The following is a 12,598-nucleotide window of genomic DNA, read 5'->3' as shown; positions in this document are numbered from 1 at the left end:
TTGCTCACCCTTTACCTAGTCTAATTCGTTATCGAGGTCGTTTGCTGCCGGGCCAGAGGCCTGCGCACCCGCCACGCGGTTATATTTTGGCGCCAGCTGGATGTAGAGCATCGCCATCACCACACCAATCACGCCCAGCGCGACCAGGTTGAAATCGGTAAAGGCTGCGGTCACGAAGCCGAGGAAGAAGAAAGGCATCAGATAGCCCGCGCGCATCATGTTGATGACCATCGCGTAACCCACCACCACGATCATGCCACCGGCAATATTTAGACCGTTAGTCACGACGTCAGGAATAGATTCAAGCATGCCCTGAACGATGCTGGTACCTACTGAGATGGCTACGATAAGGGCAGGGATGGCGATACGCATCGCCTGCAGGAACAGCGCAGAAACGTGGATCCAGGAAATCGCCGTGAGGTTGCCTTTTTCGGCTGCCTTATCGGCCGCATGCTGGAACGCCACGGTGATTGTTCTGACGATGATAGTCAGAACCTGGCCTGCCGCCGCCAGCGGGATCGCCAGCGCAATACCGGCACCCACGCTCTGTCCGCCCGCGATAACCAGAATGGTGGAAATAATCGAGGCGAGGGCGGCGTCAGGCGCAACGGCGGCACCGATGTTCATCCAGCCCAGCGCGATCATTTCCAGCGTTCCGCCGATAATAATACCGGTTTTGACATCGCCTAAAACAAAGCCGATAAGCGTACAGGCCACCAGCGGCCGGTGAAACTGAAATTCATCAAGAATAGAGCCCATACCTGCAATACAGGCAACGATAAATATGAGCACAATCTGAAGAGTGGTAATCTCCATTGCACTTCTCCTCTGTGATTCGAATACTGAGTTAAACCTGACGCATCAGGCAATAATTTACGTGCGCTTTACTTGTTCATCCGGGCAATCAGATCCATCATTTTCAGGCGTTGGTCGGACGAAACCTTACGGACTTCCAGCTCAATTCCACGTTCATTCAGTTTTTTAAAGGCAGCGATATCTTTTTCATCAACGGATACGGCGTTATTCACCTGAATTTTCCCCTGCCGGAACGCCATTCCGCCGATATTTACGCTGGGAATTTTCACGCCAGCTTCGACCAGTCGCTCAACGTCGGTCGGATTAGTGAAAAGGAGCATAACGCGCTCGCCCGCATATTTCGGGTTATTCCAGACGCGGATCATTTTGGCTACGTCGACTACGTGTGCCGTCACGCCCGGCGGCGCGACCTGAGTCAGCAGCGTTTTGCGAACGGTGTCGGCAGCAACCTCATCGCTGACCACAATGATGCGGGTGACGTTCGTCTCTTTGGTCCAGCGGGTTGCGACCTGACCATGGATTAAGCGGTCATCAATACGGGCCAGGCCGATTTTCATATGATCGTTCGGCCCCATCGGTTTCTGCTCAGCAGGCGCGGCGGCCTTCACCGGCGCCGCAGCAGCGACGGCGGGCGCAGGCTGTACTTCTTTGGCTTTCAGCGCCTTAACGCCTTCCCGCCCGGTTTCCACCGCGATAGCCACCAGCTCATCAAAGCTGGGATCATCGTCTCTGGCCATCAGGGTTTCGACCAGCATAGGGATATTAACGCCGGCGATGACTTCGTGGTGTTCTTTATCAACCACAAGGCGGCTGGCGGCGTTGAACGGGCTGCCTCCCCATGTATCGACCAGAAACAGAACTCCTTTACTGGTGTCCAAATCGGCCAGTCGCGCCTGATATTTCTCGATCAGGGTTTCAGCATTTTCACCAGGAACAAAATCGATCCAGGCGATGTTTTGCTGCTCCCCGAGGAGCATTTCGGCCGTTTTAATCAGCTGCTCTGCAGCCCAGCCGTGCGTGCCGATAACAATAGCAATTGTCACTTGCTACCTCCATTGACAATAGAGTGCAACCCGTTACCTCTGGGTCGCGCGAGATTTATTCGACAGCCTGAGCTTACCGAAATAAATTGAACGTTTTGTTATTTTACTGAGTAAGGAGTCGAATAAATTCTCCGCCCGGCTCAGCGGCAAAGATCCCCTGAACGCGATGCCGGGTTATCTGAGTCGCGATTTATTTTAGTATGCGAAAAAATAAATTATGTGACCGCGCTCAGCTATTTAGACCCTCGTCGCTTTTGTTAGCCGATCCGGTAGTCTGCGCGGCAGGAAACGTGCGCGCGCTCGGTAAACGTAAGAAAATATTTTGACGCAGCCAGAGCCGCTGTTTAAAGTAGGGATCCTTTTTAACACAGGAGTAACGGGCCTCAGCCCTCCCTATGGACTGTCACCGAAGTCGCTTATTCATTTCACCGGTTTATCCGGCAGCTGTTATCCCGTCGTCTGACGATTCTCTTCGTACTTTTTGCCATGTTATCTGCTGCGCCTCTGCCTGCGCGATAGCGGCGCTTTCTCAATCCTGTTATCGGAGTCTGTGATGGAATTATTTTTAGATCCTTCGATCTGGGCGGGACTGCTGACGCTGGTCGTGCTTGAGATTGTGTTAGGTATCGATAACCTGGTTTTTATCGCGATTCTGGCGGACAAGCTGCCGCCGAAGCAGCGCGATAAGGCCCGTCTGATCGGCCTGTCGCTGGCGCTGATTATGCGTCTTGGTCTGCTTTCGCTGATTTCCTGGATGGTGACGCTGACCCGTCCGCTTTTCAGCGTAGGAGATTTCAGTTTTTCTGGTCGGGACCTGATCCTGCTGTTTGGTGGTCTGTTTTTGCTGTTCAAGGCGACGACGGAGCTGCATGAACGGCTTGAAAACCGCGATCACGGCAACAGCGGGAATAAAGGATATGCCAGCTTCTGGGCCGTGGTGGCGCAGATAGTGGTACTTGACGCCGTCTTCTCGCTGGACGCTGTGATCACCGCCGTTGGCATGGTCAATGACCTGACCATCATGATGACCGCCGTCATTATTGCCATGGGCGTGATGCTACTGGCTTCGAAACCGCTGACTAACTTCGTGAATGCGCATCCGACCGTCGTAGTGCTTTGTCTGAGCTTCCTGCTGATGATCGGACTGAGTCTGGTAGCGGAAGGCTTCGGCTTCCATATTCCAAAAGGCTATCTCTACGCTGCGATCGGTTTCTCTATCCTGATTGAGCTATTTAACCAGATAGCACGGGTCAACTTTATGCGCCATCAGGCGAGAAGGCCGATGCGTGAACGCACCGCAGAAGCAATTCAGCGCCTGATGGGCGGCCGCCGGAGTCAGGAAGCGCACAGCAAAGAAAGCGATGAAGTGGCAAAAATATTGCCACAGGAAGCGTTTAAGGATGAAGAGCGTTATATGATCAACGGGGTACTGACGCTGGCGTCACGCTCAATTCGCAGCATCATGACGCCAAGGGGTGAAATCTCCTGGGTAGATGCCGGGCGTCCGCTGGAAGAAGTCCGTACCCAGTTGCTGGATACGCCTCACAGTCTCTTCCCGGTCTGCCGTGGCGAACTGGATGAGATTATCGGCGTGGTCCGGGCGAAGGAGCTGCTGGTGGCGCTGGAGCGTGGGGTGGATGTGGCGGCTATCGCCGCCGCCTCGCCGCCAATCATCGTGCCGGAAACGCTTGACCCGATTAATCTGCTTGGCGTCCTGCGCCGTGCGAAGGGCAGCTTCGTGGTGGTAACGAACGAATTCGGCGTGGTTCAGGGGCTGATTACTCCGCTGGATGTGCTGGAAGCGATCGCCGGTGAATTTCCTGACGAAGATGAGACGCCCGATATTATTGCAGACGGTGAAGGCTGGCTGGTGAAAGGCGGGACCGACCTGCACTCTCTCCAGCAGCTGCTGGATACTCAGGCGCTGGTTAACCAGCAGGACGATCACGCCTCGCTGGCGGGGCTGCTGATTGAGCAAAAAGGCCAGCTTCCGCAACCGGGTGAAGTGATTAAGCTTTCCTCATTCCTGTTTCAGATCGTTGAAGCGACAAATTACCGCATTGATCTTGTTCGCATTACCCGCGAGCACGATCCTCATGCCGGGGATGAAGAAGAGTAACCCCCCGGGGTGCATTCCGGTTCAGGCCTGCAGCCCGTCAGGATCTTAGGGGTAAGGTGCCAGCAGAGGCATCATCAGCAACAGGCTGGCTGACGGACGGCAGATTTCTGTGGTCCGTCAGCCATTGCTGAAATTCGCTTAACGGCATCGGACGCGCATAAAAATAGCCCTGCAACACATCCACCCCTTTTCCCCGCAGATATTCAGCTTGCTCTTCCGTTTCCACTCCTTCCGCAACCAGACTGATATTGAGCCGCTGCGCCAGTGAAATCACCATATCAGTTACCGTGGCATTAATTGCATCCGTTCCAATGGCGGCGGTAAAAACCTTGTCGATTTTCAGTACGTCCGGACTCAATGTTTTCAGGTAGGAGAGCGAGCTGTGACCCGTGCCAAAATCATCGATCGCCAGCTTGACGCCAATTTTATGCAGCTGTAAAACCACCCGCTGGTCAACGGCGGGCAGCGCATCACGCTCGGTCAGTTCAACGATAAGCGGAGGGACAGGATTAGCGGGCCACCAGATGCGCTGAAGATCGTCAATGATCTCCCGGTTGTGGAAATGGCTGGCGGCCACGTTGATGGCAATGTGAAATGTGGGAGAGCAGGGCAGTTCAGGCAGATAGCGTACAACCTCGTTCAGCACAAAGCGGGTAAGGGGAGCGATTAAATTCTGCCGCTCGGCCAGCGGAATAAAAACATCCGGCGGGATCCAGCCCTGGCGGGCATTATGCCAGCGCAGCAGCAGTTCAATGCCGTCACATTCACCGGTACGCGCGTTAATCAGCGGCTGGCAGTAAACCAGAAATTCCCTGGTCGTAATACCATAGCTAATCTGCCAGGAGAGGCTCATCCGGTTGGCGGTAGCCAGCCAGACGATATAGCCCATCAGCAGGCTGAGGAGCAGCGCGAGCGGAAGCTGGGAAGGGACGGTCATCAGCGCCAGCCTGCCGGGCGCCGGGCCAAACAGCGTGACAGAAAAGGGGTAGCGTAGCGAAACGTCCTGATAGGCGACTTCCGATCCAGAAGGAAAGGCGGGTTCAATCAGCGGGTTGCCATACTCCAGGCTTTTCCCGCCCACGTTAAATATTGCGCGTTCCACCCAGGGCAGCGTAGGTTCAAGCAGATAATTGCTCATCATTTCGATATTAATGACCTGAAGGATGCCGGAGCGATTATCTGTATCATGGGCGGTCCAGAGCAGCAGGACAGGGGAGCCTTTCAGAAGTTGGTCATCGGTGGTGAGCAGCATACGTTGATTATTCACCGCAAGTTCAGGATAGGTCTGGCTGAAACGCAAGCCGGTGGTGCCAAAGATGCTGGAGCAGTACATATTGTCATTTTCGACCAGCACAATGGCGCGCACGGTTTGCAGTGCGGCAAGCTTTTCAATCAGCGGCGATCTGACCTGATCGCAGGCCAGACCAACAAGGCCCAGCGTATTATTTGCCGCCACATCCAGTGGCGAGAAGAGGCGATCGAATCGCTGAATAGCTTTGTCGGCAAAAAGGCGTGACTGCTGTTCAATCCGGCCTTTTTCTTCCATATAACGAAACGAGAGGGTGAGGATAAGCACCAACGCGGCAACAACCGCGGCGATTAACAATCGCTTACGGCGAAACTGTCCGAAAACTTCCTGGGACATTGGCATCAGTAACCACCCTTAAAGCAAGACGCGTATATCAAGACCGGACATCTGTTATCGGCAAACGCAGCGGTAAGTTTAGTCTGAGGCCGGAGAATAATCATTCATGATAAAACAGGAGGTTATAACCGAGGTTGCCAGCGCAGCACAGACTTTGGCAGCCAAATTCCCCCCTCCTGAATATCGTCTTGCGCCGTCGCTGAACGATCAATAAATGCCTCCTGAGGGGAGCGTAATTCATTGACATCCGGGGGATGGGTGGTGCATGCGCTGTCTGATGAAGCGGCGGCGTTTTACCTGCGGGTGGGGTTTACCCCTTCGCCAATAGATCCGATGATGCTGATGGTGACTTTGCGGGAATTAGCGGAATCAGTGTAATGGTGATTTATTGCTGGATGCCTTACCAGTGGAATGCACAATGATGTCACTGAGAGCGGTAACCGGCGTCGGCACGTTATTCATAACCTGACGCCTCCAGAGAGGAGGCGTCAGAAGGCGAGCGAGAAGGCAGGAGAATCAGTCACACTGGACTTTAATTGCCAGTCCGCCCCGCGAGGTTTCACGATATTTCGCGTTCATATCTTTCCCGGTTTCATACATCGTTTCGATGACTTTATCGAGAGAAACGCGGGCCTCGCTGGTGCGGCGCATCGCCATTCGTGCGGAGTTAATCGCCTTCACCGCGCCAATGGCGTTGCGTTCAATGCAGGGAACCTGAACCTGTCCGGCAACGGGATCGCACGTCAGGCCAAGGTTATGCTCCATGCCAATCTCAGCGGCCACGCAGACCTGCTCCGGGCTGGCACCGAGCAGCTCAGCCAGCCCTGCCGCCGCCATGGAACAGGCCACGCCCACTTCGCCCTGGCAACCTACTTCCGCACCAGAAATCGACGCATTCATTTTATAGAGAATGCCCACCGCGCCAGCGGCAAGAAAGTAGCGGACAAAAATATCCGGGCTGACGGATTCGATAAAATGATCGTAATAGGCCAGCACGGCGGGGACAATACCGCACGCGCCGTTGGTTGGCGCGGTCACCACACGTCCACCTGCGGCATTTTCTTCATTCACCGCAAGCGCAAACATGTTTACCCAATCGATAACGTTCATCGGATCGCGTGAAAGTTTATCGGAGGAGACCAGCAGCCTGCGCAGCGCCGAGGCACGACGCGGAACGCGCAGCGGGCCAGGCAGCACGCCTTCGGTATTCAGCCCACGATCGATGCAGTCGCGCATACTCTGCCAGACGTCGGCAAAATAGTGCTCGATCTCTGCTTTGCTGTGCACTGCCAGTTCGTTTTTCATCACCATGCCGGAAAGAGAGAGGCCGGTCTGATGGCAATGCGCCAGCATCTCCTTCGCGGAGTTAAAGGGATAAGGGACTGAAACTTCATTCAGGGTGGACTGGCCGAAATGCTCCTCATCAACAATAAAGCCGCCGCCGATGGAGTAATAGGTTTTGCTGTAGACCAGGGTATCGTCCGACCAGGCGTGGATCCGCATACCGTTTTCGTGCAGCGACAGATTGTCACTACGGAAAACCATACCGCCTTCGCGGGGAAAATCCACTTCATGTGCGCCGTTCGCGAGCAGCAGACGCTGGCGCTGCTCCACGTCACGAATAAAACCGGCAATAGCGTCGATATCAACGCTTTCTGGTGAAGCACCGGCGAGACCCATGATAATCGCGATGTCAGTATGGTGTCCTTTACCCGTCAGGGAAAGCGAGCCGTAAACATCTACCGCCACGCGGGTTACCTCGCTGAGCCTGCCGCTGCTGACCAGATCGTCGACAAACTGTTTACCGGCTTTCATCGGACCTACCGTATGAGAACTGGATGGACCAATGCCGATTTTAAACATGTCGAAAACGCTAATCACACTTTGCTCCTTAGAGGGGCCAACCGGGCCATCGGGTACTGAGACTGTGAATCGATCATCCCCACGGGATAATCGCATAAATAAAATTACCGTTATAAGACGGGAAAGTAATGACCGCGGGCTGAGGCAGACGCAGGTAAACCGGCCTGCCTTCGCCGTGGCGACATTCTCACCTTCATTCTGCGGTGCAATATAGATGATTCGGCGCGTTTGTGAAGTGATTTGACCGACAGAAGCGCGAATTTTATGGTTGAAAATAGGGTAAAAGTTTTACCGGCTGGTTTATTTGTCGGCAAATTCGCCGCGATCCGCCTGTTTTGCCACCTGTAGGCTGAGCTGACGAATAATACCTGCCGTCATGCCCCAGATAAAATAGTGATCGTACCAGGAGAGCCAGACGCGATGGGAGAGGCCGTGACGATGGATATCCAGCGCGGTGTAGCGGCCCAGCCGGAGCGCTTCCTGTAGCGGCATCTCAAACACCGACTCCACTTCCGCTTCATTAGGATGCCAGTTGAGCGTATCAGGCAGAACGCCAACAACTGGCGTAACGTGAAATCCGGTGCTGCTGGTTACCGGCGGCAGGACGCCAATCACACGCACGCTGCTGGGTGGGATCGCCACTTCTTCCTCTGCTTCACGCAGCGCGGTAGCAATAAGCGATCTATCGTCCGGATCCCTGACGCCGCCCGGAAAGGCAACCTGGCCTGGATGTTTTCGCAGCGCGCTGGAGCGCCGGGTCAGCAACAGCGTCGGATCGGCACGGTTAACGATGGGCACCAGTACCGCGGCCTGTCGCGTAGGTAAATCAACCGCCAGACGGCGTGGAGGCTGAAGCACGAAACGGCTCAGGAAAGCGTCAAGCGTCAGCGATGCGTCACTCATGACTCGCCTCCAGACAGGGCAGAATGCGGTTAACCTTATCAAAGGTTTCCTGATATTCGGCCTCTTCAACGCTGTCCGCTACGATACCGCCGCCAGCAGAGCAGTAGAGCTCGCCTTTTTCCGCCGTCAGCGTACGGATGGTGATGCTGGTGTCCATCCGGCCACAGACGCTAAGGTAGCCAATACTGCCGCACCAGGCGTTACGGCGATGCGGCTCCAGTTCATCAATGATCGTCATTGCCCGTACCTTGGGCGCGCCGGTAATGGAACCGCCTGGAAAACAGGCGCGCAGCAGATCGCAGGCGTGCAGCGAAGGGTTAAGCGTTGCTGTAATAGTACTGACCAGATGATAGACCGCCGGAAAAGGCTCCACCACAAACAGTTCGGGCACGCGCACACTGCCCGGCACGGCGACGCGGCCTATATCGTTACGCAGCAGATCCACAATCATCACGTTTTCCGCACGATCTTTCGGCGAATGGGCCAGCTTTTCGGCCTGCAGTCTGTCAGCATCCGCATCGGCCAGGCGCGGGAGCGTTCCCTTGATGGGCCGGGTTTCGATATGCCCGTTCTCCATTTTCAAAAAACGTTCCGGCGACAGGCTGAGAAGGGTACTTTCCGGCAGCCTGATAAAGGCGCTGAACGGCGCGCGATTTTGTGCACTCAGCGTGAGATAGGCCTGCCATTCATCACCGCGGTAACCCGCGCTAAATCGCTGGGCAAGGTTGATTTGATAGCAGTCTCCTGCACGGAGGTGCTGCTGAACGCGGCGGAATTTTTCACCATACTCTTCGCGACGCATATTTGACTGCCACGGCCGGGTCAGCCTGAATGGCGCAACCGGCGCCGGTTCAGCAAGGCTGTTCAGCCATGCAAGACGGGAAGAAGGCCCGTCCTGCGCAACCAGCGTCAGCGTCTGGCGGTGATGGTCGGCAATAAGCGCCCAGTCGTAGATGCCAACGGCCATATCCGGCGTAGTAAGATCGGGCATGGCAATCTGAGGGAGTTTTTCAAACCTGCGCCCCAGGTCGTAGCCAAACAAGCCGACCGCACCGCCCTGAAAGGGCAGATCGGGATGAGGCGCGGCCTGCATCTCAGTCTGGCTTAAGAGCTGGTCAAGAAGGCGCAGCGGATCGTCACTGCTCTCCGATACCAGGCCGTCCTTTGTGACAACGGTGGTATCACCTCGGGTAACCAGCGTCGCGACCGGGTCGGCGACCATAATATCGAAACGATTATCGCTGTGGTCAGCAAAGCCGGAATCAAGCAGCATTGCCCAGGGATGCGCGGCAACGCGGGCGAAGAGATTCCTTAAGGCGTCAGGCGTATACTCAAGAGGATAATAAACAGGTAGCATGGTGCTCAGCAGGTCTGGACGGTAACTGGCTGCAAGCCTGGCATACTTTTCCGCTGCTGGCATCTGTTTGTTACGCGGGGAATAATCCCCGCAATCGTTGCAGGAGTTTTTATGATTACAGGTTTACCGGCACTGACTTACGAACAGCAACAGCTGGCCGTTGAACGCATCCAGACGCTGATGGCGGAAGGGATGAGCAGCGGAGAGGCTATCCAGCTGGTGGCGGCGGAAATTCGCGAAACGCACACCGGCGAAATGATCCCGGCCCGCTTCGAGGATGAAGAAGAAGAGGAAGAGTCCGTCACGGAATACAAGACCTATCCGGATGAGGATGCAGAGGACGATTATTAAGCCGCCTCGCCAACAAAATCCGGGCCAGTAAGCCCTCACGCCTTTCGTGGCAGACCTTCTGCTGTCTGCCACCCAAACATTTACTTCGCCGCGACGATCTTAATTTCCACCAGATACTCCGGCTTCATCAGTCCCGCCTGCACCGTACAGCGGACCGGCGCATTGCCGGGGGAAACCCAGGCGTCCCAGGCGCGATTCATCGCCGGAAAATCTTCTTTATGAACCAGAAAAATTGTGGCGTCGAGAATGCGGCGCTTATCTGAACCCAGGCGAGTCAGCACGCGGTCGATAACGGCGAGCGCATTGGCCGTCTGCGCTTCGGCATCCTCATCCAGATTCTCAGGCACGCTGGTGTAGTAGATGGTGTCGTTATGCACCACCGCTTCCGACATACGGTGTTCTGGATCGAGACGTTCAATAGTCATACTTCCCTCATCTGTAGCGAAAAATTTTGCCGCTAGCCTGGCACAGATTCGTCCGGGCTGTCACCTAAAGGGTGGAGTGAGGCGCCGGATACTGACATAATTACAGTGTTTTCTATTCTGTGGTGAGGGTGTGTGGCAGACGATTTTGCAGCAGACGGCGCGCTGGCGCTGGCCATTCCGGGCTTTAAACCGCGTGAACCGCAGCGGCAGATGGCTGATGCGGTGAGTGAAGCGATAGCCGACAAGCGGGAGCTGGTCGTTGAAGCTGGCACCGGCACCGGTAAAACTTACGCTTATCTGGCACCAGCGTTGCGATCCGGCAAAAAAGTGATTGTCTCAACGGGTTCGAAAGCGTTGCAGGATCAGCTTTACAGTCGGGATCTGCCGACCGTGGCGCGTGCGCTCAATTTTAAGGGTACGCTGGCGCTGCTGAAAGGCAGGTCAAACTATCTCTGCCTGGAGCGTCTGGAACAGCAGTCGATGGCGGGGGGAGAGCTGGTGGCGCAGGCGATGAGCGATCTGGTGCATCTGCGCGGCTGGGCGGGGGAAACCGTTGATGGTGATATCAGCACCTGCGGCGGCGTTGCCGAAGACAGCACCATCTGGCCGCTGGTGACCAGCACCAACGATAACTGCCTGGGCAGCGACTGCCCGCTCTATCAGGACTGTTTTGTGGTGAAGGCGCGCCGCAAGGCGATGGATGCCGATGTGATTGTGGTTAACCATCATCTTTTCCTCGCCGATATGGTGGTCAAAGAGAGTGGCTTCGCCGAACTCATTCCCGATGCGGACGTGATGATCTTTGATGAAGCGCACCAGGTGCCGGACATCGCCAGCCAGTATTTCGGCCAGCAGCTCTCCAGCAAGCAGCTAGGCGATCTCGCCAAAGATATCATTATCGCTTACCGCACCGAGGTGCGTGATGTGCAGCAGTTACAAAAGTCCGCCGACCGTCTGGCGCAGTGCGCACAGGATTTTCGCCTGGCGCTGGGCGATCCCGGCTTTCGCGGCAACCTGCGCGAACTGCTCAGTAATCCCACCATTCAACGGGCGCTGACGCTGCTTGATGATGCCCTGGAGCTTTGCTACGACGTGGCGAAAATGTCGCTGGGTCGCTCAGCCCTGCTGGATGCGGCGTTTGAACGCGCGGCGCTTTATCGCGGACGTCTGAAACGGCTGAAGGATGTCTCGCAGCCCGGTTTCAGCTACTGGTATGAGTGCAACTCCCGTCACTTTGTGCTGGCGCTGACGCCGCTCTCTGTCTCCGAACGTTTTCGGGAAGTGATGGATGAAAGGCCGGCAAGCTGGATTTTTACCTCGGCCACGCTGGCGGTAAACGAACAGATGACGCATTTCGTCGAACGGCTGGGCGTGACGAAGGCGAAGACGTTGATCCTTAACAGCCCCTTTGACTTCGCCAGCCAGGCGCTGCTCTGCGTGCCGCGTAACCTGCCGGCGCCCAATCAGCCCGACGGCGCACGACAAATGGCGCGCATGCTATTGCCGCTGATAGAAGCGAACAATGGCCGCTGCTTTTTCCTCTGCACCTCCCATAAGATGATGCGGGAGCTGGCGGCGGAATTCCGGGCGTCGCTGACGCTGCCTGTTCTGTTACAGGGCGAAACCAGTAAGGGGCAATTACTCAAGCAGTTTATCGCGGCAGGCAACGCGCTGCTGGTGGCCACGAGCAGCTTCTGGGAAGGGGTGGATGTGCGCGGCGATCTCCTGTCGCTGGTTATTATCGATAAGCTGCCCTTTACCTCGCCGGACGATCCGCTGCTGAAAGCCAGGATGGAAGATTGCAAACTGCGCGGCGGCGATCCTTTTGATGAAGTGCAGCTTCCGGATGCGGTGATTACGCTTAAGCAGGGTGTTGGACGCTTAATCCGCGATGTGGACGATCGCGGTGTTCTGGTGATCTGTGATAATCGTCTGGTCATGCGGCCTTACGGCGCCGTCTTCCTCAACAGTTTGCCGCCCACGCCACGCACCCGGGACATCGAACGGGCTGTCGCCTTTCTGAGGCCGCAGGCAGAGCAGTAATCCGGCGAGCAGTATGCTATGCTGCGCGCCGAA

The 12,598-nt window shown here is 55.8% G+C and carries 10 protein-coding genes and 1 pseudogene; 4 read left to right on the top strand and 7 right to left on the bottom strand.

Going from position 1 to position 12,598, the window contains the following annotated elements; translation table 11 throughout:
• Nucleotides 1–15: 15 nt before the first annotated feature.
• Both EA20_RS0118685 and manX read right to left on the bottom strand, forming a co-directional pair.
• Nucleotides 16–816 carry a PTS mannose/fructose/sorbose transporter subunit IIC gene (locus EA20_RS0118685; RefSeq protein ID WP_024968282.1) on the bottom strand — a complete coding sequence of 267 codons (801 nt, stop codon included), beginning with the start codon at nt 814–816 and terminating at the stop codon, nt 16–18.
• A 68-nt stretch (nt 817–884) separates the two neighbouring features.
• Nucleotides 885–1,859, bottom strand: coding sequence for a PTS mannose transporter subunit IIAB (manX, locus tag EA20_RS0118680; RefSeq protein ID WP_024968281.1), 975 nt, complete (start codon nt 1,857–1,859; stop codon nt 885–887).
• 553 nt (nt 1,860–2,412) lie between these two features.
• On the opposite strand from manX, the gene EA20_RS0118675 reads away from it, so the two are divergent.
• The gene (locus EA20_RS0118675) at nt 2,413–3,978 is read left to right on the top strand and encodes a TerC family protein (protein ID WP_024968280.1); all 1,566 of its coding nucleotides are present in this window, start codon (nt 2,413–2,415) and stop codon (nt 3,976–3,978) included.
• A 37-nt stretch (nt 3,979–4,015) separates the two neighbouring features.
• Here EA20_RS0118675 and EA20_RS0118670 read toward each other — a convergent pair whose 3' ends face one another.
• Entirely contained in the window at nt 4,016–5,629 is a 1,614-nt protein-coding gene (locus tag EA20_RS0118670) for an EAL domain-containing protein (protein ID WP_024968279.1), read from the bottom strand.
• 246 nt (nt 5,630–5,875) lie between these two features.
• Between EA20_RS0118670 and EA20_RS20495 the strand changes: the two are divergent.
• A pseudogene (locus EA20_RS20495) lies at nt 5,876–6,001 on the top strand (GNAT family N-acetyltransferase); the annotation flags it as partial.
• 138 nt (nt 6,002–6,139) lie between these two features.
• Here EA20_RS20495 and sdaA read toward each other — a convergent pair.
• From sdaA to pabB, 3 genes are all read right to left on the bottom strand, one after another.
• Nucleotides 6,140–7,504 (bottom strand): L-serine ammonia-lyase, encoded by a 1,365-nt coding sequence (sdaA, locus tag EA20_RS0118660; protein ID WP_024968278.1) that lies wholly within the window; start codon nt 7,502–7,504, stop codon nt 6,140–6,142.
• A 282-nt stretch (nt 7,505–7,786) separates the two neighbouring features.
• Nucleotides 7,787–8,389 (bottom strand): CoA pyrophosphatase, encoded by a 603-nt coding sequence (locus tag EA20_RS0118655; RefSeq protein ID WP_024968277.1) that lies wholly within the window; start codon nt 8,387–8,389, stop codon nt 7,787–7,789.
• Nucleotides 8,382–9,746, bottom strand: coding sequence for an aminodeoxychorismate synthase component 1 (gene pabB, locus EA20_RS0118650; RefSeq protein ID WP_024968276.1), 1,365 nt, complete (start codon nt 9,744–9,746; stop codon nt 8,382–8,384). Before pabB ends, EA20_RS0118655 begins: the two co-directional genes overlap by 8 nt.
• A gap of 111 nt (nt 9,747–9,857) precedes the next feature.
• On the opposite strand from pabB, the gene EA20_RS0118645 reads away from it, so the two are divergent.
• Nucleotides 9,858–10,097 (top strand): YoaH family protein, encoded by a 240-nt coding sequence (locus EA20_RS0118645; RefSeq protein WP_024968275.1) that lies wholly within the window; start codon nt 9,858–9,860, stop codon nt 10,095–10,097.
• Nucleotides 10,098–10,177: 80 nt separating this feature from the next.
• Here EA20_RS0118645 and EA20_RS0118640 read toward each other — a convergent pair whose 3' ends face one another.
• Complete coding sequence (locus tag EA20_RS0118640) at nt 10,178–10,522, bottom strand: RidA family protein (protein ID WP_024968274.1); 345 nt, start codon at nt 10,520–10,522, stop codon at nt 10,178–10,180.
• Between the two features lie 132 nt (nt 10,523–10,654).
• Here EA20_RS0118640 and EA20_RS0118635 point away from each other — a divergent pair, with 132 nt between their 5' ends.
• Nucleotides 10,655–12,565: an ATP-dependent DNA helicase gene (locus EA20_RS0118635; protein WP_024968273.1), complete on the top strand. Its 1,911-nt coding sequence runs from the start codon at nt 10,655–10,657 to the stop codon at nt 12,563–12,565.
• Nucleotides 12,566–12,598: the final 33 nt, after the last annotated feature.

The sequence above is a fragment of the Pantoea sp. IMH genome, assembly GCF_000599885.1.
In the GTDB taxonomy this organism is placed as follows: Bacteria; Pseudomonadota; Gammaproteobacteria; order Enterobacterales; family Enterobacteriaceae; genus Erwinia.
The sequence above is the reverse complement of the archived record's forward strand: the minus strand, read 5'-3'. Positions and strand labels throughout refer to the sequence as shown.